The organism is Polyangium fumosum (genome assembly GCF_005144585.1).
GTDB classification, from domain to species: Bacteria; Myxococcota_A; Polyangia; order Polyangiales; family Polyangiaceae; genus Polyangium; species Polyangium fumosum.
This window is the reverse complement of the sequence record NZ_SSMQ01000034.1, coordinates 103258-126731: the sequence shown is the minus strand read 5'-3', so window position 1 is coordinate 126731 and position 23474 is coordinate 103258. Positions and strand designations below refer to the sequence as shown.

Genomic DNA, 23474 nt, shown 5'->3' with positions numbered 1-23474 from the left:
ATGATGCCGCTGCCCGAGAGACCACCGGTAAGCCGTGTGCGGGAAATCCGCACGCACGGTTTGAACGGGAGTCTTGCCAGAACCATGCGCGGATGGTCGCGCAGAACAAGGTAGGATTTACCAATGCGCATCGCCCGAGCGCAGCTCCTCGTGTCGCTCCTGTTCGTGGGGCTCGCCTGCGCGGCGGAGACGAAGGGCTCCATCGGCGCCGTGCTCTCGCGCGACAACGACACGGGCGCGCTCTACGTGCGTGACTTGTCTCCGGGCCTCGCGGCCGAGCGCGCGGGGCTCTTGCCAGGCGACGAGCTCGTCATGATCGAAGGTCGCTACGTGCGTGACCTCGACGCCAAGGAGATCCGCGCGCTCCTGCGCGGCGACGTCGGTTCGTCCGTGCGCCTCACCATCGTGCGCGGCGAAGAAGTGCGCCGCGTGCGCGTCGAGCGCCGCGCCCTGCTCGACGCGAAGAAGGAAGAGCGTCCGCGCACCGAGACGATCACCGAGTGACGGTTCGTCCTGCCCGGGTTCGTCCCGAACGCGTCACTGCCCCGAGAGCTTGTGCACGTCCTCGTGATGTTTGTCCGCGTAGAACGAGAGCACGTCCACGGCGTCGCGGATCTCGCTCGGGTCGAGGTGCTCGATGCGGTACTCGACGCTCAGGATGATGTCGCCGTCATCGTCGACGGAGTACTTGGCGAGGTTGATCTCCCGGTTGAGCTTGAGCAGGCGCGTCATGAGCGCCTCGGCCGAATCGGGGTCCTCGGGCAAACGCGCGTAGGGGATCACCGCGAACGTCACAAAGAGAGGTTCGAGGTGTACGAACAGCGGAAAAATCCGGTCCTTGCTACGGAAGCGGCTGCGCAGCGTGGCCTCGGAGAGCCGCTCGACCGGCCATCCTTGCGCCTCGAGGACGGCGCGGATCTCATCCAGGGTCATCGGGTCGCTATCATCAGGGTTTTTCGCGATGCGGCAACGTGAATAACGTCGTGGCCCCATCGTCCACTGTCCCGTGCCGCCCTCTTCCTGGAACGCGATGCTCGATGCTGCGGTGCATCGTGCGTGCGTACGGGGCGAGCCTGTCTGTTCGAGAGCGACGAGCTCCGGTATACGAACACGCGCAGGCCAGGAGGAACCCTCGAGACACGTCGCGTACGAGGGTCGGAAGAACCGAGACGGAGGCTTCTCATGATGCTGCGAAGAGCGATGGTGAAACTCCTCGGCGCCCTGACGGTCCTCGCGGGGATCGGTGCGTCGCAGGATGCGAGTGCCGCTGAAGTGATCACGATCGGCACGCTTGCGCCGAAGTCGAGCCCCTGGGGGCAAGTGTTCAGTGTTTGGGAGAAGGCGGTGGCCGAGAAGAGCGGCGGCCGGCTCGAACTCCGCTTCTATTACAACGGCCAGCAGGGCGACGAAGGCGCGATGGTCGGCAAGATGAAGTCCGGCCAGCTCGACGGCGCCGCGGTCACGGCGGTTGGTCTCGGCAAGGTTCACAAGCCCATCCTCGCGCTGCAGATGCCGGGCCTCTTCTCCTCGTGGGCGAAGCTCGACGCCGCGCGCGAGACCATGCGGCCCGAGTTCGAGAAGGGCGCGGCGGACGCTGGCTTCCGCATCCTCGGCTGGGGCGACGTCGGCCAGGCGCACCTCATCACGAAGGGCGTCGCGGTGCGATTGCCCGAAGACTTCAAGGGCACGAAGCCCTACGTGTGGCGCGACGACGCGGTGATGCCGGTGTTTTTCCAGGTCATCGGCGGCGTGACGCCCGTTCCGCTCGGCATCCCCGAGGTCCTGCCGAACCTCGGCACGGGCGCCGTCAACGCGCTCGTCGCGCCCGCGCTCGTCGCCGAACAGCTCCAGTGGGCGTCGAAGCTCGACACCATCGTCGCCGATGCGTCCGGCTTCGCGGTCGGCGCGCTCGTTCTGTCGAGCAAGAAGCTCGACGGGCTGCCGGCCGACCTCCAGGCGATCCTCCAGGACACGGGCAAGATCGCCAGCGCGGCGCTCACGAAGCGCATCCGCAGCGAAGACGACGCCGCGTTCGCTCGCCTGAAGGGCAAGATGACGGTCGTGGAACTCACGGCCGACCAGAAGTCCAAGTGGCAAGGCCTCTTCAAGCAGGTGCGCTCGCGTCTCACGCAGGGCACCTTCTCGCCCGACCTCGTCGCTAAGCTCGAGGGGCTGGGCGGCTGATAGATTTTCCAGGGACAGTGTCGCGTGCGCCGGGTCGCCTTCGGAGGGCCCGGCGCTTCGCTTTTGTCCTATTCCGCGCGTTGACGGTGCATCGTCCACGGCGTATGCGTACGCCCCGTCCGTCCCAAGGAGCATCCATGCGCCGTTACCAGTTCACGTCCGAGTCCGTCACGGAAGGCCACCCCGACAAGATTTGCGACCAGATCTCCGACGCCATCCTCGACGGCATCCTCGCGCAGGATCCGACGGCGCGTGTCGCTTGCGAGACGATGGTGAAGACCGGCATGGCGATCGTGGCCGGCGAGATCACGACCTCCGCGTGGGTCGACATGCCCGTGGTCGTCCGCAGCACGATCAAGGACATCGGGTACACGGACTCGTCGATGGGCTTCGACTACGAGACGTGCGCGGTGCTCACGGCGATCGAGAAGCAGAGCCCGGACATCTCGCGCGGCGTGACGGAGGGCGAGGGCCTGTTCAAGGAGCAGGGTGCAGGGGACCAGGGCCTGATGTTCGGGTACGCAACGGACGAGACCCCCGAGCTCATGCCGGCCCCGATCTCGTTCGCGCACCGCATGGCCCGCAAGCTCGCCGAGGTCCGCAAGTCGAAGAAGGTCAACTGGCTCCGGCCGGACGGCAAGACGCAGGTGACGATCGAGTACGAGAACGACGTCCCCGCGCGCATCGCCGCGGTCGTGCTCTCGACGCAGCACGGGCCGGACGTCAAGCACAAGGAGATCGTCGAGGCGATGCGCACGCTCGTCATCGACAAGGTCCTCCCGCAGAAGCTCGTCGACAAGAACACGAAGTTCTTCATCAACCCCACGGGCCGGTTCGTCATCGGCGGCCCCTACGGCGACGCGGGCCTCACGGGCCGCAAGATCATCGTCGACACGTACGGCGGCATGGGCCGGCACGGCGGCGGCGCCTTCAGCGGCAAGGACCCGACGAAGGTCGATCGCTCGGCCTGCTACTACGCGCGGTACGTCGCGAAGAACGTCGTCGCGGCGAAGCTCGCGGCGCGTTGCGAGGTGCAGATCGCCTACGCGATCGGCGTCGCGCAGCCGGTCGGCGTGCACGTGAACACCTTCGGCACGGGCCGCGTCGCCGACGAGGTGCTCGAGAAGTACATCCTCGAGAGCTTCGACATGCGGCCGAAGGCGATCATCGATCAGCTCGACCTGCTCAAGCCGATCTACCGCAAGACCGCGGCGTACGGGCATTTCGGCCGGGACGACTTCTCCTGGGAGAAGACGGATCGCGCCGCGAAGATGGCCGACGACCTGCTCCGCCCGAGTGTGTCGACCTCGAACGGCTCGTCGCATGCGAACGGCAGCAGCAAGAAGGACCAGAAGAAGCGCAAGAAGGCTTCCTCGACCTCGCCCGAAGCCTGAGCGGCGGCGCGTCCGCGTGGCGCGCGCTCCTACGTTCCCCCGCCCCTCCTCCCTCCAGGACCCTGGAAGCGCCCCGAGCGCGTGACAGCCTGCGGGCCGTTCGGCTACGCTAGGCATGCTTGCGCTCGCCGTGTCCATCGATACGCGCGTCTTTCTTTCCCCGAGGTACCGCTTGCTCGACGTGGCCGATCCGGCGGGCCATCGGGCGACGACGGCGACCGTGAGTCCCCGAGGAATCCTTTTGCATCACGAGGGCGTCGTCATGAAGCGGTCGAGAACATCCACATGGTTCGGGCTCGTCGGGTTGTGCGTCATCGCCGCGACGGCAGCGGGCGCATGCGCCGCGGGCGGCGGCAGCGGCAACTCCGGGGGGGAGGGGGGATCCGGCGGCTCCGGCGGTCAGGGCGGCGCCGGCAACTTCGGTCAGGGCGGCGATGGCAACATCCTCATCACGACCAGCACCTCGTCGACCGGCACGGGCGGCGCGGGCGGCGGGGCTTGTGACGAGGGCGCGCCCGACGCGGACAACGACGGCGACGGCTACACCGAGCTCGAAGGCGACTGCAACGACTGCGACAAGTTCGTCAATCCGAGCGCGGTCGAGGTCATCGCGGAGATGGACGAGAACGGCAACCTCCCCGAGCCTGCGGACGAGGACTGCGACGGCACGGTCGACGTCCTGCCGCCTGCCTGCGACAGCGACCTCGTGCTCGCCAGCATGGATCCTGCCGACGCGGCCAAGGCGATGGGCGTCTGCAGGTTCTTGAAGAGCGCGAAGTGGGTGCTCGCGGACGGGACTCCGCCGCCGGTCAACGCGGCGCAACTGGCGAACTTCCACCTCGGGCATGGGATCGTCCCGAAGCTCGGGACGAACAACAACCCGCAGGAGGGCAACTCGATGCTCCTCCTGTCGTCGGGCAAGGCGCGGGACAAGGGCGACGCGGACGCCACGTACCGCACGTTCGACAAGGGCTACACGAGCAACGCGCCCTTCGGCTTCCCGAAGGCGAGCCCCTCGTGCCCGAACGTGATCACGGGCCTGCCGCACGACGCGACGGGCCTGGAGATGGAGATCGACGTCCCGTCGAACGCGCTCAGCGTCTCGTTCGACTTCCAGTTCTTCAGCTACGAGTGGCCGGACTTCCTGTGCCGCGAGTACAACGACTTCTTCATCGCGTCCATGGTCCCGTTCCCGATGGGACAGAGCGACGGGAACATTGCGTTCGATATGTTCGGCGCGCCGATCAGCGTGAACAACAAATTCTTCGAGGCGTGCGGTTGCCCGGGAAACCCTGTGGGGCCCACGGGGGAGTGCGTGGCGAGCGGGTTCTCGTTCAAGTGCGCGCTCGAGACGAAGCAGCTCGTCGGGACCACGTTCGAGAAGGACGAAGCGAACGCCGGCTGGACACACGGCTCGACGGGGTGGCTGCGTACGACGACGGCCGTGACGCCGGGCAAGCCGATCCGCCTGCGCCTCGTCACGTACGACTCCTCGGACGGGAGGGTCGACTCCTCCGCGTTGATCGACAACTGGCGCTGGTCGGGTAAGCCCGGCACGACGGTGACCGAGGTCATCATCCCGAAGTGACCCGCGGCGCGTGTCCGGAGCGTCCTCTCCCCTTGTGGCGCTCCGGACGCGATCTCTATTCAAGAACGTCGACGCGTTGGTACACTTCGAGTTGCAGTCCGCGCGCGCGAGGTGTGCGGCGCTGTGTTCGCGTCCGGCTTGGCTTGTCTCCGTGCGAGCGGGGATGGAGAAGGATCATGAAGCGTAGCCATCTGGTTCTGTTCGGTCTCGCCGCGGTTCTGGGCGTTGCCGCGGCAGGCTCCGCCGGTTGCGGGGCGACCGGCGGTCGCAACGTATTCGACAACGACGGCGGGTCCGGTGGAGAGGACTCGGGGGGCAACGGCGGCTCGGGCTCCTCCGGGCAGCCTGGCACCGGGGGCTCGACCTCCTCGGATGGTGTCGGAGGCACGTTCGTCGGCTCGGGCGGCAACGGCTCCGGCGGCGGCAGTGCGCAGTGCAGCAACGATACGAACGTCGACAACGACGGCGATGGATTCTCCGAGGCGCAGGGCGACTGCAACGACTGCGACGCCAACGTCTCGCCGGGCTCGATCGAGGTTGCTACGGATCCGAACGATCCGATGGCGACGGCTGCGGACGAGGACTGCGACGGCGTCACCGACAACGTCGCGCCTGCGGCGTGCGACGACAACATCGGGCTTCAGGACACGGATCCGCAGAACGGCGCGCGCGCGCTCGACCTCTGCCAGTTCATCACGCCGGCCGACAAGAAGTGGGGCGTGCTCAGCGCGCAATACGTGCGCGCGAACGGCAACCCCGCCTCGTACACGAGGCACATCGGCATCCAGAGCGGCTTCGGGCCGAACGTGAACGTGCAGAAGGGCACGCGCATGCTCACGCTCTCCTCGGGCTACGCGCGCCTTCCGAACCAGGCGGGCGCTTGCGGCAGCCTGAGCTGCAGCGAGATCGGCGCTGGCACCCCGCCGCCCGGCTTCCCGCAGGACGTGCCCGGCTGCGACGGCGATCCGGACATCAACGACGACGTCGGGCTCGAGGTGAAGATCCGGTCGCCCAAGAACGCGACGGGCTACAAGTTCAAGTTCAAGTTCTACTCGATGGAGTTCCCGGAGTACGTCTGCACGCAGTTCAACGATCAGTTCATCGCGCTCGTGTCGCCGGAGCCGCAGGGCTCGATCAACGGCAACATCTCCTTCGACAAGAACACGAACCCGGTGAGCGTCAACATCGCGTACTTCGACGTCTGCTCGTACGACTCGTTCTATCCGCAGTTCACCTGCCCGTCCGGCCCCGGCGAGATGGAGGGCACGGGCTTCGGCACGTGGGACGAGGCGGGCGGCACGTCGTGGTTGCAGACGCAGGCCCCGATCAAGGGCGGCGACGAGGTGACGATCCGCTGGGCCATCTGGGACACGGGCGACACCGCGTGGGACTCGACGGTCCTCGTCGACGGCTTCGAGTGGGTTGCGAACGGCGGCACGGTCGTCGTCGGCACGGATCCGATCGAAGATCCCAAGTGAGCTGAAGAGCTCGCCGCGAGGAAAAACGCCCTGCCGACGCGGGGCGTTTTTTTGGGGGGGGATCAAACGATCGATTCTCAGCAGGCGAGCAGATCGGCCATCGTCGCGCCTTCGAGCGCGATCTCCGGCATGCCCGTATCTCCTTGGGTTGCGATGCGCGCGAGCGCCCAGCGCGGTGCGAGCACGTCTCCGCCGAGCCATGCGCGCCGCGCGCCTTCGGGCTCGATCGCGGATTCGATCCAGCCGATCGGGACACGCACGGCCGGTTTGAGGAGCAAACGTTTGGGGATGGGATCGCGCGCGTGCTCGATCGGCGCGAAGGGGCGCGTGTCGAGCTCGTCCGCTCCGATCGCTGGCGTCGTGATCGTGGGCTCGGTGCGGGCCCGCAAGGCATCGAGAAGCGCATGCGCGAACCGATCGAGGTCGAGCGGCGTGTCGGTCGCGAGCTCGGCGAGCGATGCGGGCTTCTTGCCGAGGAACCGATCAACGGCGCGCTCGCTCTCGGTCGTGATCTCGTCGGGCAACGCGATCGACGCGTCGTGACCGATGAACGCCTCCACGAGGACGGCGCCCGACGCGGCGACGTCGAAGCCGAGCAGCGCCGCTGGGCGACGACGCAGCGTGATCCATTCGCGTCCGAAATAATGTGCGAGCATCCCTGCGCGGGTCAACGCGCCGAGGAGCGGGCGCACGTTCCGGTTCAGCAGCGTCCGCGGCGTCGCGTCCGCGACGAGCGCTGCGACGTGTGGTAACGCGAGCGTCACCACGAGGCCCCGGCCGCCGAGCCAGGCTGCCGTCCCTGTCGTCGCGCGGCGCAGGATCGGGATGCCCCTCTGCATGCACGCTGCGAGGTCCACGACGCGGCCGGCTCGTTGCGCCGCGCCGAGCACCACCGTGGCTCCGTCGACCAGGCTCAGCGCGAGGTGCGCCGCCTGGGCCTGCTCGGCTCGCTCGACGAGCGCGGGGCCGAGCGCGAGCGCCTCGGGGATCGGGCGCTTCCTCAGCTCGATCGCATGCATTTTCGTCCTGCTCCGGTTGACAGCCTCCCGAGGGCCGCCTAAACCTTCCGTTAGGTAACCCTCACGCATGCGTGAGGGTTGGAGTTTTGGATGCGGCCGATTCGCCACCTACCTTTAGCGCGTGGACTCGAGAGGGGTGTCCTTCCTCTCCCGGATGGCGTTCGTGCGGCGGGTGCGCATCGGGTCGACGTGGGGCTCGTGCCGCCCGATCTCGACGAGGATCGGGACGGGCACGGGGCCGAGCGCCTTCTCCAGGTCGGGGACATCGCGCGGGCCGTCGGCAAGACGGTGCGAGCGATCCACCACTACGAGGAGGTGGGTTTGCTCCGGCCGCACGCGCGGTCGAAGGGCCGGTATCGGCTCTACGATCAGGCGGCGGTCACGCGTGTCCGGTGGATCGGCAAGCTACACGATCTCGGCCTCAGCCTCTCGCAGATCCAGGAGATCGTCGCGTTCTGGGAGAACGCGCCTTCGGCGCCCGAGGCGATGGCGCAGGTCCGGTCGATCTACCAGCAGAAGCTCGAAGAGACGCGCGCGCAGATCGCGCGGCTCTCCTCGCTCGAGCGTGAGCTCGAGGCGAGCATCGATTACCTCGACACGTGCGACACGTGTGCTCCCGACGAGCTCGTGGCCGCTTGCACCGACTGCAACGTGCATGATCGGAAGCAAGCCGAGCCCGAGCTAGTGGCCGGAATTCACGGCGGAAACGGGCACTCCCGAAGTGGCGCGGACCGCTAGCGGGTGCTTCGAAGAGAGACGAAACCGATGTCGATCCAGATCCCGATTTACATGGACTACCACGCCACGACGCCGGTCGATCCGCGCGTCGTGGAGGCGATGCTGCCGTATTTCAACGCTCGGTTTGGCAACGCGGCCAGCCGGAGCCACGTGTTCGGGTGGACGGCGGAGGAAGCGGTCTCGCGCTCGCGGGAGATCCTGGCGAAGCTCGTGGGCGCGTCGAACCCGAAGGAGATCGTCTTCACGTCGGGCGCGACCGAGAGCAACAACCTCGCGATCAAGGGCGTCGCCGAGCTCTACAAAGAGAAGGGCAACCACATCGTCACCACGGTGATCGAGCACAAGGCCGTGCTCGACACGTGCAAGCGCCTGGAGAAGCAGGGCTACGAAGTGACGTACCTGCCCGTCGGCAAGGATGGTCGCGTCGATCCCGACGACGTCGCGAAGGCGATCACGGACAAGACGATCCTCGTCTCGGTGATGCTCGCGAACAACGAGGTCGGCACGGTGCAGCCGATCGCGGAGATCGGCAAGATCACGCGGTCACGCGGCGTCCTTCTGCACTCGGACGCGGTGCAGGGCGTGGGCAAGGTGCCCTTCGACGTCGAGGCGATGCACGTCGATCTCGCCTCGATCACCGCGCACAAGATGTATGGGCCCAAAGGAGTTGGTGGGCTCTACGTGCGTCGGTCGAAGCCGCGCGTGCGCCTCGTCGCGCAGATGGACGGCGGCGGGCACGAGTACGGCATGCGCTCGGGCACGCTGAACGTGCCGGGCATCGTGGGCTTCGCCAGGGCCGCGGAGATCATGCTGGAGGAGGGACGCGCGGAGAGCGAGCGTCTCCTCGCGCTGCGCGAGAAACTTCGCCGGCGCATCACGAGCGAGCTCGACGAGGTCATCGTGAACGGCTCGCTCGAGCACCGGCTCCCGGGCAACCTCAACCTCTCGTTCGCGTTCGTCGAGGGCGAGGCCATGATCATGGCGATCAAGGACGTGGCGGTGTCGAGCGGCTCGGCTTGCACGAGCGCGAGCCTCGAGCCTTCGTACGTGCTGCACGCGATGGGCATCGGCGACGACCTCGCCCACTCGTCGATTCGGTTTGGCCTCGGTCGTTTCACCACCGAGGAGGAGGTCGACTACGTGGCCGACCTCGTGATCCGCAAGGTAAACAAGCTCCGCGAGATGTCCCCGCTCTACGAGATGCACAAGGAAGGCATCGATCTCGCTTCCGTGCAGTGGGCCGCGCATTGATTTGAGGTAGGAGAGTTTCGAGCCATGGCATACAGCGAGAAAGTCATCGAGCACTACGAGAACCCGCGCAACGTGGGCACCCTCGACAAGAACGACGAGCACGTCGGCACGGGGCTCGTCGGGGCTCCGGCGTGCGGCGACGTGATGCGCCTGCAGATCAAGGTGAGCGACGCGGGGGTCATCGAGGACGCGAAGTTCAAGACGTTCGGCTGCGGCTCGGCGATCGCCTCTTCCTCCCTCGCCACCGAGTGGCTCAAGGGCAAGACGATCGACGAGGCCGAGCAGATCAAGAACAGCATGATCGCGGAGGAGCTCCACCTGCCGCCGGTGAAGATCCACTGCTCGGTGCTCGCCGAGGACGCGATCAAGAGCGCGATCGCCGACTTCCGGTCGAAGCAGGCGGCAAAGAAGGCCCTCCCGGGACAGTGACGGCGCCCTTCGGGAAGGCGGACGGAGAACGTACGATGAACGCGACCAGCGAAGTTTCGCAGAGCAACCAGACGGAGCAGCGAGCGCCCGCGCCGACCGATGCGAAGAAGACGATCGGCGTGACGTCGGCCGCGGTCGACGCGATGCGGACGAACCTCGCCAAGCGCGGCACGCCCGACGCTGCGATCCGCATCGGGATCCGGGGCGGCGGCTGCTCGGGTTTCTCGTACGTCATCGAGTTCGACGACGATGCCCCGCGCAAGGGCGACCTCGTCCTCGAGTTCCCCGAGGAAGGCAAGAGCACGGTCCGCGTCTACTGCGACAAGAAGAGCATCCTTTACCTCGGCGGCTCGGTGCTCGACTGGGAGAAGACCCTGATGTTCCAGGGCTTCAAGTTCAAGAACCCCAAGGAAGCGAGCCGTTGCGGCTGCGGCCACTCCTTCACCGTCGGCTGAGCAGGCCCCTCCCGCCGCGGCGCGGACGCTGCATCCCACGGCTCCTCTCACGATGATCGATCCCTTCCAGACGCTGGGCGTCGAGGCCCGCTTCGACCTCGATCCGGACGACCTCGCGCGCCGGCACCGTGACCTCTCGCGCGCGCTCCACCCCGACCGTTACGCGGGCGCGCCCGCGGCCGAGCGGCGTTTGTCCCTGTCGCGCGCGATCGAAGTGAACGACGCCTTCCGCGTGCTGAAGGACCCGATCCGCCGCGCCGAGGCGCTCCTTCGCCGCGCCGGCGTGCCCGTCGGGGAGACCGCCGAGCCCAAGCCGTCGCCTGATCTCCTGATGGAGATGATGGAGCGGCGCGAGGAGCTCGGGGATGCGCGGCGGCGGAAGGATCTCGACGCCGTTCGTGCGCTCGCGGAGGCGATTCGCGGGCGTGAGCGCGAGGTGCTCGCGTCGATGGGTCGCCAGTTTGCAGCGTCCGATCCGGACGCGACGAAGCTCGCGGTCGTCCTGCCCGAGCTCGGCGAGCTCCGTTATCTTCGGCGCTTCCTCGACGAGGCGAGCGCGATCGAGGAAGAGCTCTCTTCCTGATTCTGAAAGGCCCTCATGGCTCTCCTCGAAATCTTCGACCCCAAGGCGGCCCCGAGGCCGATCGGCATCGACCTCGGCACCACGAACTCGCTCGTCGCGCGCGTCCGTGACGGCAAGCCCGTCGTCATCACCGACTGCAACGCGGAGAAGCTCGTCCCTTCGGTCGTGCACTACGATCCACGCGGCCGCGTGATCGTCGGCGTGGATGCGCAGCGCCTCGCGGTCGATTTCCCGCGCGAGACCATCGTCAGCGTGAAGCGCTTCATGGGGCGCGGGGCTGACGATCCCGAGACGCGCAGGCTCGGCACGTACGAGTTCGTCGAGCCGAAGACGCCCGAGGAAGCGAAGAGCGTGCGGTTCAAGATCCGCGATCGCTCGGTCACGCCCGTCGAGGTCTCGGCCGAGGTCCTCAAGGTCCTCCGTTCGCTCGCCGAGGACGAGCTGCGCTCCGTCGGCGGCGTGGTGATCACCGTGCCTGCGTACTTCGACGACGCGCAGCGACAGGCAACGAAGGACGCGGGCAAGCTCGCGGGCCTCGACGTGCTTCGGCTCCTCAACGAGCCGACCGCCGCGGCGCTCGCGTATGGCCTCGAAAAGCAGAAGAACGGCCTGTTCGCCGTGTACGACCTCGGCGGCGGCACCTTCGACGTCACGATCCTCCTGCTCGACGACGGCGTCTTCCAGGTGCGCTCGACCGGCGGCGACAGCGCGCTCGGCGGCGACGACATGGATCGCGCGCTCGCCGAGCGATTGCTCCACGACCTCGGTGTTCCAGTGGAGAACCGCCCTCGCGAGCTCGTGCGGCTCGCGCTCGATACGGCGCGCAAGATCAAGCACGGGCTCACCGAGACCGATCGTGTCGAGGCGGAGATCGAGGTCACGGGCGGCACGCGCAAGCTCGCCGTCACGCGGGCCGAGTTCGACGCGCTGATCAAACCGATCGTCGAGCGCACGGGCGTCGCTTGCCGGCGCGCGCTCCGCGACGCGGGCGTGTCGGCCGACGAGCTCGACGGCGTCATCCTCGTCGGCGGCTCGACCCGCGTGCCGTACGTGCGGCAGTACGTGGAAAAACTCTTCGGCAAGCCGCCGCTCTGCGACCTCGATCCCGAGGAGGTCGTCGCGCTCGGCGCGGCGATCCAGGCCGACATCCTCGCCGGAACGAAGGAGCGCGCCGACGAGATCCTCCTGCTCGACGTCCTGCCGCTCTCGCTCGGCCTCGAAACGATGGGCGGCGTCGTCGAGAAGATCCTCCCGCGCAACACCACGATCCCGGCCGGCGCGCGACAAACCTTCACCACGTACGCCGACAACCAGACCGGCTTCGACCTGCACATCGTCCAGGGAGAGCGCGAGCTCGCGATCGACTGCCGCTCCCTCGCTCGATTTGTCCTCAAAGGAATCCCGCCCATGCCCGCGGGCCTCGCGCGGCTCGAAGTCACGTTTCGCGTGGATGCGGACGGGCTCCTCAGCGTCACCGCGAACGAGCTCACGACGGGCGTCGAGCAGAAGGTCGAGGTCAAGCCGAGCTACGGCCTCACGGACGAGGAGGTCGAGACGATGCTCATGGCCGCGCTCGATCACGGCGAGGAGGACCTCGAAAAACGTCAGCTCATCGAGGCGCGCGTCGAGGCCGAGCGTGTCGTGCTCGCCACGAAGAAGGCGCTCGTCGCCGACGCCGACTTGCTCGAAGGCGACGAGGAGCGCGCGCGCATCGATGAAGCGCTCGCCGGGCTTGAAGAGGCCATCCGTGGGACGCGCGCTGCGATCATCCGCGGCCGCACCGAGGTCCTCGACGACGTCACGCACGGCTGGGCCGGCAGGCGCATGGATCGCGCGATCGCTCGGGCGATCGCGGGCAAGGACGTGACGGCGATCGAAGGCACCGTGGCGAAGGCGAGGGGCGTCGAGGCGCACCTCGCCGAGCATGCGGGGCACAATGCACCGGACGGCGATGCCTCCGGGACGGGGAGCTGATGGCAAAGGTACGGTTTTTGGCGCACGGATCGACGTACGACGTCGAGGTCCCGGTCGGGACTTCGCTCCTCGAAGCGGCGCGCAAGGTCGAGGCGCCCGAGGGCTCGGCGTGCGGCGGCGTGTGCGCGTGCTCGACGTGTCACGTCTACGTGTTGCGCGGCAAAGAGCTGCTCTCCGAGGCGGAAGAGGAAGAGGAGGACATCCTCGACAAGGCCTTCGACGTACGGCTGAACTCGCGGCTCGGCTGCCAGGCGAAGATCCAGCGCGAGGGCGACATCGAGGCCGAGATCACGCGCGAGAGCCTCGACGCCTTCTACAACGAGCACCCGCAGTACACGGACCCGCGCAAGAAGAAGGGCTAACGCTCGCTCGCGGGCTTTGGCTTCGCGTCGGGCAGGGCCGGGGCGCGCTTCGCTCGTTCGACGTTCGCGGCCACCTCGTGGGCGAGGTCGCGCGCCGCGTGGGCGAAGGCCTGCGCGGCTTCACGCGCCGGCTTCGTGGAGAAGATCGCCACGACGTGCTGCGCCGACGTCTTGCTCCCGACGGGGACGAGGAAAAACGCGAGGCTCCCGAGCAGGAGCACCACGCCGTTCACCAGGCGCTTGACGAGATCACCGAGCACGCTGGGCCGACCGTAGCCCGCCCACCCCCGATCCCCCCAATTTTCGGCCGCGATCCTTGCCAGGGAGTAAGCTCCTCCCGCGATCGCGGCCCGCTTGAACATCTGGGGGCGTGGGCGCACCTTAGGCGGAGCCGGCCAGCTCGGCCGCCCTTCCATTGGCCACCGTGACGGACGCACCTGGAACCTCGACCCTGACGCCCAAGCCGACCCAGGCCGTGGAGCGCGCGCCCGAGGGGGCCCTGAGCCCTGCCGTCGTCTGGCAGATGGTCCGCAAGTATTGGTCTACGGCGCTCGGCGCGGCGCTCGTGGTCTCGCTCGCGGCGACGTTCAACACGCTCGGCCAGGTCAAAATCTACCAGGCGCAGTCCACGATCCTCTTCGACCCGAACCCGCCGCGTCCCCTCGGCCAGAAGGTCGAGAACATCGTGGACCTCGGCTCGGGCAGCTTCTGGGACAACCGCGAGTATTACGAGACCCAATACAAGATCATCCAATCGATGAAGGTCACGACGGCCGTCGTGAGCGAGCTCGGGCTCCAGCACGACGGCGGCTTTCTCGGCAACCTCCCGCCGGGCACGCCCTCGCCGGACGCGAGCGTACCCGAGGAAATCGCGGCGGAGGTGCTCCGAAGTCGGATCAAGGTCGATCCGGTCAAGGAGAGCCGGCTCGCCGTGATCAAGCTCGAGGACGCCGATCCGCAGCGCGCCCAGCGTATTCTGAATGTCCTCGTCGATACGTACGTCCAGCAAAACCTCGACGACGCGGTGACCTCGACCGCGACGGCCGCGGATTGGCTGCGCAGCCAGCTCGACAAACTCAAGGTCGACCTCGAGTCGAGCGAAATGGCGCTGCACGAGTACAAGGAGACCAAGAACATCCTCTCCGTCGCGATCGACGACCAGTCGAACATGCTGCGCGAGGAGATGAAGCAGCTCAATGACACGCTGACGACGGTCCGGACGCGAAAAGAAGAGTTCCAGGCGCGGCGGGACGAGCTCGCGAAGGTGAAGGGGGAAAACCCCACGGATTTGCCGGCGAGCGAGCTCTTGGAGAGCCATGTCTTGATGGGCCTCCGGACCTCGTACGAGGAGGCGATTCGCACGCGGGACGGCCTGCTCGGCGAGGGCAAGGGGCGCAATTACCCCGACGTGAAGGAGGCCGACGCGCGGGCCGATGCGGCGAAAAAGGCCTTGCTCGCCGAGGTGAAGAACATCCAGCGCGCCCTCGACAAGGATCTCGCCGTCCTGAAGCGTCAGGAGGCGGGCCTCTCGGGGCTCTTCGAGCGGTCGAAGAAGCAGGCGCTCGACCTGAACCTGCTCGAAATCGAATACAACCGCCTCCGCCGCTCGAAAGAGAACAACGAAAAGCTTTATTCGCTCGTCCTCGAACGCACGAAGGAGAGCGATCTCGCGCGTGTCCTCCGCGTGAACAACATCCGCGTCCTCGATCGGCCGCTCGTCCCGCGTGCGCCGGTGCGGCCACAGGTGACGCGCAGCATTGCGATCGGCGTGTTCTTGGGCGTCCTCCTCGGCATTGCGACGGCGCTCGCGCGTGGGCTCCTCGATCGCAGCTTGAAGACGCCCGACGAGGTCGAAAAAGACCTCGGCTTGCCCTTCCTCGGCCTCCTGCCCGAGATCGATGAGGGCGGGAAGCCCGGAGCGCATTCGCCGCGGCGGCAGCGGGGCAAACCCGTGCGCGTGATGAACTCCGAGCTCATCGTGCACGAGCAGCCGACGAGCGGCATCGCCGAGGCGGCGCGCACCATTCGGACGAACCTGCTCTTCATGGCCCCCGACAAACCCTACCGCACGCTGCTCATCACGAGCGCAGGGCCTTCGGAGGGCAAGACCACGGTGGCCACGTGTATTGCGATCGTCATGGCCCAGGCGGGGCAGAAGGTCGCGCTCATCGATTGTGATCTGCGCCGGCCGCGCGTGCACCGCGTCTTCCGGAAGACCTCCGAGGTCGGCGTGACCACGGCGATGCTGGAAGATTCGCTCGACGAGGCCGTGCTCGAGACGGACGTGCCGAACCTGTCGGTCATCCCCGCCGGCCCGATCCCGCCCAATCCGGCGGAGCTGCTCCACAGCGAGAAGTTCAAGAAGTTCCTCGACGACGTGAAGAAGCGCTTCGACCGCGTGATCATCGACAGCCCGCCGATCGTGCCAGTCACGGACGCGGCCGTGCTCTCCACGCTCGTCGACGGCACGGTGCTCGTCGTGCGCGCCTTCAAGACGACGAAGGACCTCGCGCGGCACGCGGTGCGCGCGCTGCAGGACATCAGCGCGACGAAGGCGGGCGCGGTGCTCAACGCCGTGAATTTCAATCGTGACGAATACAAGTATCGATACTATTACTACCGTCGCGAAGGGTATTACGAGGGCGAGGACGCGGCGGCGGCGCGGCCCGCGCGGAAGGCGGCGCGGGCAAAAGCGGCCGCCGAGGACGAGCAAGGCGCAGGGAGCGCTCCGCCGGCTTGAATCGGCCGGCATCCGCGGCCCGGGGCGCCTTCCTCGTCGCAGCGGCCTTCGTCGCCTTGGACCCCTTCTCCAGCGTGAATCCCCGATAACGGCGAACCGCCCAAACGTGGCTCAGAACATGTCCATGTCGGCGTCGCGGTATTCCCACCCCTGATAGAGCGAGAGATCCGCGTTCGACGTCGCGATCGCCACGATGGGCGTCGTGGAGCGTCTCGATAGGAAACCCAGCGCGGCGAGCGAGCTCCCGAGCCGGGCCGAGCGTGCGATCGTATAGACCTGTTCGAGGCCGCGGTGCCGGGCCTCCATGGCGCAGGCCGCAAACAGCGCCCGGAGCGCGCCGCGGCTCCATGGGTCGACGAGAGAATCACCGACGTGCAGCCGCGGCGGCTCGTCCGGAATGGGCAGGCGGGCCGAAGCCCAGGCGCGGAGCACGCCCGCCTCGTCGCGGAGCAGCACCTCGATGTATTCGCGCCGCGGGCGCGACAGGCGCCAGCGGACGTAGGCGTGCGGGCGTTCGAGCATGCAATCGGAGGCGGCGAGCACCCTCGCCATGAAGCCTTGCCATTCGTGCTCGCCCGGAGGCCCGATCTCGTACCGGTAGCGCCCGAGGCGCAGCGGCAGCATTCGATCGAACGCGGCGCCTGCGCATTCCGCGGCGAAGACGCCCTGCGGACCGAATCGCGCGCCGAGCGGGCCCCACGACACCGGACGGGCGGAGCGGTCCACGGGGAACATCGCCGAGAAGCCGAGGCGGCCCAGATAGATCCGCAGCGCCGTTTCGTTGGGCCAGCCGAAGACGGCTTCGTGGCCACGTGTGGCCGCGGCCTCGACGAGGAACCGGATCAATCGCTGGAAGAGCCCTTTGCCGCGGTAGTCGGGATGCGTGAACGCGCTGCTCAGGATCGCGGCGGAGACGCGCCGCCCCTGCACGCGAAGGTGCTGCGCGGCGAACCCCACGTAGCCGACCAGCCTGTCGCCGTCGAACGCGCCTGCGAGCAGCCCCTCGTGTGTGGGGTTCTGGAAGAACCACCAGACCATGAAATCGGCGTCGAATTCCTCCGGCCGCACGCCGTGGAGCAACGCGAACGAGGCGACGTGCTCTCGGACCTCGTCGCGCGTGACGGCACGAATCAAAGGCTTCGTCATGGGCTCCTCAGGCGCGACGGTGCAGGCTCGCGCGCAAGCGGCGTTCAACGCGGAACGTGAGGAGCTGCCGCGCGAGGGGCGAGAGACGATAACGATCCCGCGGGCTGCGCATCGACGCGCTGATCACGTCGCGATACATCCAGAAGAGCGAGGTGGCGTCGTTCCGCGCCGGTCCGAAGCTACAACATGCGGCCTCGTAACCGGCGTGGCGCACGGCGCGGACCACGCGCGCGGAGAGCGAGCCGCCCGGATACGCGAACAATGTGACGGGTTTGCCGAGCAAATCCTCGAGGTCCTGCCGGCTGCCGCGCAGCTCGTCTTCCAGGCGTGTTTCGTCGAGTCGCGCGAGATCCGGGTGCGTCCGCGTGTGCGAACCGATCGTCATGCCCGCGTCCACGAGCGCCCGCAATTCCGCGGGCCCCATTCGCTTCGCGCAGGAAACCCCCTGGCGCAGGTGGTCCGTCGTGACGAAAAACGTCGCGGAAATTCCGAGCGCTCGCAGGATCGGCAGCGCGTATTCGTGCTGGTTCCGCCAGCCGTCGTCGAAGGTCACGAACGCCGACCGATCGTCCTCCGTGATGCCGTCGTCGAGCTGACGAACGAGCTGATCGAGCGAGCCGAACCGATAGCCTCGCCGCTGGAGCTCCTCCAGGTGAAATCGGAACGCCTCGGGGCTGTGCCGGAACGTGAGCCCATCTTCGGCGGAGAATCCTGCGTCGTCGTCCTCGGGCAGGAGATGATGATAAAGCAGAATCACCGCGGGGCAGCCTTGGCGATCCGAAAGCGGCCGTCAAGCCTTCTCCTCGGCGTGCTCACGTCCCCGACGTGGCCTCCAGCGCCGGCGCTTCGGCCGTCGCCGCTTCCGCCAGCACCCGCGGCGCGAGGTGGCTCTTTACGCGCGTGAGGCTCGCCTCCACCATGTCCGTCACGACCTGGAGGAGCACCTCGGTTTGCGGCGAGACGTCGCCGAAATCGCTGCGCAGGCCGAATTTCAGCTCCGCGCGCGCCGCGTCGTCCCGGCCGATCGGATAACGCGCGGACACCACGTCCCGGCCGTAGGGATCGTCGTCCGTCGGGTTCGTCCAGCGATACGCCGTCGGTTCGCCGCCGGCCACAGGGAGAATCTCGACGTACGCGAGTTGTCCTTCGAGCCCGAAGAGCCCGAGCGCGGCGAGCACGTCGGCCTCCGATCGCGCCGCCTCGAAGCGCGCGGGGAGCCGCGGCAGGAGGCGCCGCAGGATCTCGCTGTCGCGCGAGCGGAGCCGCTCTTTTTGTCGCCTGCGCCCGTGGGCTTGCTCGAAATACCCCACGGCGCGCACGAGCCCGATGAACACCACGCTGCTCGCCACGAGCGCGAGCCCCACCTGCCAGCTCCGGCCGAGCGAGATTCCGATCGCCGCCACCGTGAGCAGCACGCTCACGCCGTAAATGAGGAGCACCGCGCGGCGGTGCGTGATGCCCATGTCGAGCAGGCGGTGATGGATGTGCCCGCGATCCGGCGAGAAGAGCGGCCGCCGTTCGAGCCAGCGGCGCACCATCGCGAAGAGCGTGTCGAAGATCGGCACGCCGAGCGCCACCACCGGCACGAGGAGCGAGACCGCGGTCGACGCCTTTTGCGTCGCGCCGATGAGCGACGTCGCAGCGATGACGTACCCGAGGAAATAACTCCCCGAGTCGCCCATGAAGATACGCGCGGGGTTGAAGTTGTAAAAAAGAAACCCGATGATCGCGCCCATCATCGTCGCCATGAAGAGCGCCGGCAGCGTGCCGAACGACAGATACGCGACGACGAAATTCGTCAGGGCCGCGAAAAACACCACGCCCGCGGCGAGCCCGTCGAGCCCGTCGATGAGGTTCACCGCATTCACGATGCCCACGATCCAGAGCACCGTGACGGGCAGGGCGAAGATGCCCATCGAGAGCTCGCCCACGAAGGGCAAGGAAATCGCATCGATCCGAAATCCGCAGGCGAACGCGAGCACCGCCACCACGACCTGCGCATAAAGCTTGTGCAGCGCGCGGAGGCCCCGCGTGTCGTCGATCGCCCCCACGCCGCAGAGGATCGCGCCGCCCGCGAAGAGGCCGATGACCTTGCGGACGTCCTGCGTGAACGCCTGCGCCACCACCGATTGGACGAAAAAGAGGCCCACGAGCGGCGCGAAGAACCCCACGAAAATCGCGAGGCCGCCGAGCCTGGGCGTCTCGTGGCGATGCACGTGCCTTCCACCGGGCCGCGCGACCGCACCAAGACGGAATGCGAGGAGGCGCACGAGCGGCGTGAGGATCCCACTGACGAGCGCCGAGAACGCGAACGCCGCCAGGTAGGTCCTCATGATCCGATGCCTCCCATCATCGCTGGATCTTGGTTGTTCGGTGGGCTTGCCACATTCAAGCGCGCTGCGCGAGCGGCGGCGGCTCTTTCGACGCCTCCTCCAACAGGGCGCGGAAGCGGGCCGAGGATACGGGACGATCGTAACGTTCGTCGAAGATCCTGCGGGCCCGCGCGCCCTTTTCATCCCAGGACGTTCTTCGCGTCACCGCATCTTCGAGCGCGTGGCATAGGCCCTCGACGTCGCCGGGGCGGCCGGTCCAGCCGAGATCGTGCTCGTGCACCACGCGGGCGACTTCGCAACGCGGCGGTCCGAGGTAGATCACAGGCCTCCCCGCGGCGAGCGCGCCGTAGAGCTTGCTTGGGACGAGCAGGCCTTCGAGATCCTCGCGCAGCGAGACGAGATGTACGTCCGCGGCCGAGAGGCTCTCGCCGATCGCGTCGTGGGGCTGATACGGCAGGAAACGCACGTTTTCGAGGCCCTTCGCGAGCGCCTCGGCCTCGGCGCGTCGCACGCCGTCGCCGATGAAGAGCATGACGAGCTCGGGCAGGCGGTCTTTCAAGCGTCGCGCGGCCTCGACGAAGGTCCGTACGTCGTGGCCGATGCCGAGGTTGCCGCTGTACATCGCCAGAAATCGTCCGTCCAAACCGTGGGTTTTTCGGAAAGGATGGTCCTCGCGTCCGCGCGGCGACACGAGGCGGCCGTCGGACCAGTTCGGCAGGACGCGGATGCGCTCGCGGGGCGCGCCTTGCGCGACGAGGCGGTCGGCCATGCCTTCGGAGAGCGCGACGATGCGGGCGGCGGCGTGGTGCGTGGCGCGGCCGAGGCCGAGCAACGCGAGCGACGCGAGGCCACGGGGCGCGAGATAACCGAGCTGGATCGCCGCCTCCGGATAGACGTCCTGCACCCACGTGACGAGCGGCAAGCGGCGCGCGAGGGCGACGAGCGCGCCGCCGGCGGCGATCATGGGCGGCGTCGTGAGCACGAGCAGCACGTCGGGTTTGGCTTCGAGGGCGGCGGCGAGCACGCTCGTGGCCCAGAACGACAGGTAATCGGCGAGGCGGCCGGCCATCGTGGCCTTGCCGAAGCGCGTGGCGTAGGGGCGGACGACGTCGACGCCGCGCCGGAGTTCGCGGGCGGGGAGCGCTTCGCCGCCGAGGTATCCGCCGCGGCTCGCAATGACCGTCACCTCGTCGCCCGCGGCGGCGAGGTCCTCGCAGAGCTCGGTGAGGAGCTGCGAGGTGGCGGCGTGGTCGGGGGCATAAAACTGGTTGACGGCGACGACGCGCATGCGAAGGGATCCTGCGGGCGCGGGCCGCGCCGGCTTGACGTTGCCCGCTTTTGGTCGTTACCTTTCGCCTCCGCGCGGCCTGGGCGCAACGGAGAAATGAATGTCTCGTCTGGTCTTGGGCATCAATTCGGCCCACGGGGATGCGTCGGCGGCGCTCCTCGGTGAGGGGGGCATCCTGGCGGCGATCGCCGAGGAGAGGATCAACCGGAAAAAGCACTGCGCAGGTTTTCCGCGCCTCGCCGTGGCAGAGGTCCTGCGCCTCGCGGGGGCGACGCCCGAGGACATCACCGACATCGCGGTCGCGCGGGATCCGCGGGCGAACGTGGCGGCGAAGGTCGCGTTCATCGCATCGAGGCCGTTCACGGGCGTCCCGAGCGCGGTGAAGCGGCTCGCGGTGCACCGCGAGGTCGCGACGAGCGGGGACCTCGTGGCCGAGGCGCTTGGCGTCCCGGAGGCCTCGATTCGGGCGAAATTCCACCGGGTCGAGCATCACCTCGCCCACGCGGCGAGCGCGTATTACTGGTCTCCGTTCGACCGGGCGACGACGATCACCTGCGACGGCGCGGGTGATTTCGCGACGAGCCTCGTCGGCCTTTGCGAGGGCAATCGCATCGAGGTCCTGCGAAAGAACCTCTGGCCTCACTCGCTCGGCGTGTTTTACACGGCCATCTGCCAGTTCCTCGGCTTCGACAAGTTCGGCGAGGAATACAAGGTGATGGGTCTGTCGGCGTACGGCGTCAATCGATTCGCCCGGGAGATGCGGCGCATCGTGCGTTTTCATCCGGAGCAGGGCATCCGGCTCGATTTGACCTGGTTTCGGCACCACAAGACGAGCGAGGGGATGGAGACCGTGGAGGGCGCGGAGATCCAGGTCCCTCGGCTCTGGTCGGACGCGATGGCCTCGCTCTTCGGCCCTGCGCGGCGGCGCGGGGAGCCGATCACGGATCGGGAGCGGGACATCGCGGCGTCGCTGCAGACGCGATTCGAGGAGATCTACCTCGCGCTCGTGGGGGACGCGGTCGAGCGGACGGGCGTGCGCAGCGTGGCGATGGCGGGCGGGTCGGTGCTGAATTCGGTGGGCAATGGTCGGATGATCACCGAGGGCTGGGTCGACCGGGCTTATTTCCAGCCTGCGGCCTCGGACGACGGCACGGCCGTGGGCGCGGCGCTTTGGGTGAAGCACGGCGTGCACGGCGAGGCGCGGACGCCCGAGGTGCGGCATGCGTACTGGGGCACGAGCTTCCAGGACCATGAGATCGAAACGGCGCTCGTGCATTCGGGCCTCCCATTCAAGAAGCTCGGCCGGGATGGTTTGCTCGCGGCGGCTGCGCAGGCGCTCTCCGAGGGCAAGATCGTCGGCTGGTTCCAGGGCCGCGAGGAATGGGGCCCGCGCGCGCTCGGCAACCGGAGCATTCTGTGCCATCCCGGCTGGCCGGGAATGAAGGCCACGCTGAACGCGCGCATCAAGAACCGCGAGCCCTTCCGCCCGTTCGCGCCCGTCATTCGGCTCGAAAAGCTGAGCACCTGTTTCCGCGGGGATCACGAGGTGCCGTTCATGATCATCGTCTACAAGGTCCGACCGGAATGGAAGGACAAACTATCGGCGATCACGCACGAGGACGGCACGGGCCGCGTGCAGACGGTGCGGCGGGCCGATAATGAACTCTATTACGACTTGCTCGGGGTGTTCGAGGAGAAGACGGGGATCCCGGTTTTGCTCAACACGTCGTTCAATGAGAACGAGCCGATCGTGCACACGCCGGACGAGGCGATCGATTGTTATCGGCGCACGAAGATGGATGCGCTGGGGATCGGGTCGTTCTGGCTGGAAAAACCGGGCGGCGAGGGGGGCTGACGGCGAAGGGGCGGGCGTGCTACGTAGTGCGTGGAGGTTCGGTCATGGCGGAGCCGGCGGGGAAGCTGAAGGTCACGTTTGCCGAGTACCTTGCCCTCGAAGAGGCGAGCGAGACGAAGCACGAGTTCCTGGACGGACAGATCTACGACATGGCCGGTGGCACACCGGACCACGGACTCCTCGCGGGGAACGTGCTTCGGGCGCTCGGCAACCAGCTCGAAGGGCGCCCTTGCCGCGTGCATCCCGCAGACGTTCGCATCCGGATCCAAGCGACCGGCTTATCGACCTACCCCGACGTCAGCGTCGTCTGTGGCAAGCTCCAGGTGGATGCCGAGGACAAGAACGGCGTCGTGAATCCCATCGTGCTCGTGGAGATCCTCTCGGAGAGCACCGAGGCCTACGACCGCGGCCAAAAATTCGCGCACTATCGACGGATCCCCTCGCTCCGTGAATACGTGCTCATCTCGCACCAAACCAAGCTCATCGAGGTCTACCGTCGAGCGGACGAAGGCGCTTGGGTTTTGCACGAGGCGGAGAGCGGGTCGATCGACCTCGTATCGATCGGCTGCGCGCTGTCCGTGGATTCGGTCTATCGCGGAGCCTTCGAGGAGCCCGAGCTCGTCTCCTGATCAGCTTTGCGCAGCTCCAGGCCGCGTG

22 protein-coding genes are annotated in these 23474 nt (G+C 67.5%); 15 read left to right on the top strand and 7 right to left on the bottom strand.

Translation table 11 applies throughout. The annotated features are described in order from the left end of the window. The first annotated feature begins 123 nt into the window (after window positions 1-123). Window positions 124-504, top strand: a complete 381-nt coding sequence (locus E8A74_RS28870; protein WP_136932306.1) for a PDZ domain-containing protein — start codon at window positions 124-126, stop codon at window positions 502-504. 33 nt (window positions 505-537) lie between these two features. On the opposite strand, the gene E8A74_RS28865 is transcribed toward E8A74_RS28870, so the two are convergent. Next, on the bottom strand, window positions 538-933 hold the full coding sequence (locus E8A74_RS28865; protein ID WP_136932305.1) for a YbjN domain-containing protein: 396 nt from the start codon (window positions 931-933) through the stop codon (window positions 538-540). A gap of 249 nt (window positions 934-1182) precedes the next feature. Here E8A74_RS28865 and dctP point away from each other — a divergent pair, with 249 nt between their 5' ends. From dctP to E8A74_RS28845, 4 genes are all read left to right on the top strand, one after another. Beyond that, a complete protein-coding gene (gene dctP, locus E8A74_RS28860; RefSeq protein ID WP_136932304.1) occupies window positions 1183-2184 on the top strand; it encodes a TRAP transporter substrate-binding protein DctP in 1002 nt (333 codons plus the stop codon). 137 nt (window positions 2185-2321) lie between these two features. Continuing rightward, window positions 2322-3578, top strand: a complete 1257-nt coding sequence (gene metK, locus E8A74_RS28855) for a methionine adenosyltransferase (RefSeq protein WP_136932303.1) — start codon at window positions 2322-2324, stop codon at window positions 3576-3578. A gap of 262 nt (window positions 3579-3840) precedes the next feature. After that, window positions 3841-5166: a choice-of-anchor L domain-containing protein gene (locus tag E8A74_RS55635; protein ID WP_170229454.1), complete on the top strand. Its 1326-nt coding sequence runs from the start codon at window positions 3841-3843 to the stop codon at window positions 5164-5166. Window positions 5167-5342: 176 nt separating this feature from the next. Beyond that, window positions 5343-6644 carry a choice-of-anchor L domain-containing protein gene (locus E8A74_RS28845; RefSeq protein WP_136932301.1) on the top strand — a complete coding sequence of 434 codons (1302 nt, stop codon included), beginning with the start codon at window positions 5343-5345 and terminating at the stop codon, window positions 6642-6644. A 77-nt stretch (window positions 6645-6721) separates the two neighbouring features. Here the strand turns inward: E8A74_RS28845 and E8A74_RS28840 are convergent, their stop codons facing one another. Next, on the bottom strand, window positions 6722-7663 hold the full coding sequence (locus E8A74_RS28840; RefSeq protein ID WP_136932300.1) for a lipoyl protein ligase domain-containing protein: 942 nt from the start codon (window positions 7661-7663) through the stop codon (window positions 6722-6724). A gap of 198 nt (window positions 7664-7861) precedes the next feature. On the opposite strand from E8A74_RS28840, the gene E8A74_RS28835 reads away from it, so the two are divergent. The 7 genes from E8A74_RS28835 to E8A74_RS28805 are packed head-to-tail and all read left to right on the top strand — an operon-like array spanning window position 7862 to window position 13455. Continuing rightward, window positions 7862-8401 carry a MerR family transcriptional regulator gene (locus E8A74_RS28835; protein WP_232379786.1) on the top strand — a complete coding sequence of 180 codons (540 nt, stop codon included), beginning with the start codon at window positions 7862-7864 and terminating at the stop codon, window positions 8399-8401. Between the two features lie 33 nt (window positions 8402-8434). Further along, entirely contained in the window at window positions 8435-9652 is a 1218-nt protein-coding gene (locus E8A74_RS28830) for an IscS subfamily cysteine desulfurase (RefSeq protein ID WP_211365468.1), read from the top strand. A 24-nt stretch (window positions 9653-9676) separates the two neighbouring features. After that, entirely contained in the window at window positions 9677-10081 is a 405-nt protein-coding gene (gene iscU, locus E8A74_RS28825; protein WP_136932297.1) for a Fe-S cluster assembly scaffold IscU, read from the top strand. A gap of 35 nt (window positions 10082-10116) precedes the next feature. After that, window positions 10117-10536, top strand: a complete 420-nt coding sequence (locus E8A74_RS28820) for a HesB/IscA family protein (RefSeq protein WP_136932296.1) — start codon at window positions 10117-10119, stop codon at window positions 10534-10536. Window positions 10537-10588: 52 nt separating this feature from the next. Continuing rightward, on the top strand, window positions 10589-11119 hold the full coding sequence (hscB, locus tag E8A74_RS28815; RefSeq protein WP_136932295.1) for a Fe-S protein assembly co-chaperone HscB: 531 nt from the start codon (window positions 10589-10591) through the stop codon (window positions 11117-11119). 15 nt (window positions 11120-11134) lie between these two features. Beyond that, window positions 11135-13093: a Fe-S protein assembly chaperone HscA gene (gene hscA, locus E8A74_RS28810; RefSeq protein WP_136932294.1), complete on the top strand. Its 1959-nt coding sequence runs from the start codon at window positions 11135-11137 to the stop codon at window positions 13091-13093. Then, window positions 13093-13455, top strand: coding sequence for a 2Fe-2S iron-sulfur cluster-binding protein (locus E8A74_RS28805; RefSeq protein WP_136932293.1), 363 nt, complete (start codon window positions 13093-13095; stop codon window positions 13453-13455). Before hscA ends, E8A74_RS28805 begins: the two co-directional genes overlap by 1 nt. Here E8A74_RS28805 and E8A74_RS28800 read toward each other — a convergent pair. Beyond that, the gene (locus tag E8A74_RS28800; RefSeq protein WP_136932292.1) at window positions 13452-13715 is read right to left on the bottom strand and encodes a hypothetical protein; all 264 of its coding nucleotides are present in this window, start codon (window positions 13713-13715) and stop codon (window positions 13452-13454) included. The genes E8A74_RS28805 and E8A74_RS28800 overlap by 4 nt on opposite strands. Window positions 13716-13879: 164 nt before the next feature. Between E8A74_RS28800 and E8A74_RS28795 the strand changes: the two genes are divergently transcribed. After that, window positions 13880-16195 (top strand): GumC family protein, encoded by a 2316-nt coding sequence (locus tag E8A74_RS28795; protein ID WP_232379785.1) that lies wholly within the window; start codon window positions 13880-13882, stop codon window positions 16193-16195. A 111-nt stretch (window positions 16196-16306) separates the two neighbouring features. On the opposite strand, the gene E8A74_RS28790 is transcribed toward E8A74_RS28795, so the two are convergent. The 4 genes from E8A74_RS28790 to E8A74_RS28775 are packed head-to-tail and all read right to left on the bottom strand — an operon-like array spanning window position 16307 to window position 20962. Then, entirely contained in the window at window positions 16307-17341 is a 1035-nt protein-coding gene (locus E8A74_RS28790) for a GNAT family N-acetyltransferase (protein WP_136932291.1), read from the bottom strand. Between the two features lie 7 nt (window positions 17342-17348). Next, window positions 17349-18098, bottom strand: a complete 750-nt coding sequence (locus tag E8A74_RS28785) for a polysaccharide deacetylase family protein (RefSeq protein ID WP_136932290.1) — start codon at window positions 18096-18098, stop codon at window positions 17349-17351. 55 nt (window positions 18099-18153) lie between these two features. Next, window positions 18154-19674: a glycosyltransferase family 4 protein gene (locus tag E8A74_RS28780; RefSeq protein WP_170229453.1), complete on the bottom strand. Its 1521-nt coding sequence runs from the start codon at window positions 19672-19674 to the stop codon at window positions 18154-18156. Window positions 19675-19729: 55 nt separating this feature from the next. Then, complete coding sequence (locus E8A74_RS28775) at window positions 19730-20962, bottom strand: glycosyltransferase family 4 protein (RefSeq protein ID WP_136932288.1); 1233 nt, start codon at window positions 20960-20962, stop codon at window positions 19730-19732. Between the two features lie 100 nt (window positions 20963-21062). Between E8A74_RS28775 and E8A74_RS28770 the strand changes: the two genes are divergently transcribed. After that, on the top strand, window positions 21063-22817 hold the full coding sequence (locus E8A74_RS28770; protein WP_136932287.1) for a carbamoyltransferase family protein: 1755 nt from the start codon (window positions 21063-21065) through the stop codon (window positions 22815-22817). A gap of 44 nt (window positions 22818-22861) precedes the next feature. Further along, a complete protein-coding gene (locus E8A74_RS28765) occupies window positions 22862-23446 on the top strand; it encodes a Uma2 family endonuclease (RefSeq protein WP_136932286.1) in 585 nt (194 codons plus the stop codon). Window positions 23447-23474 lie beyond the last annotated feature (28 nt).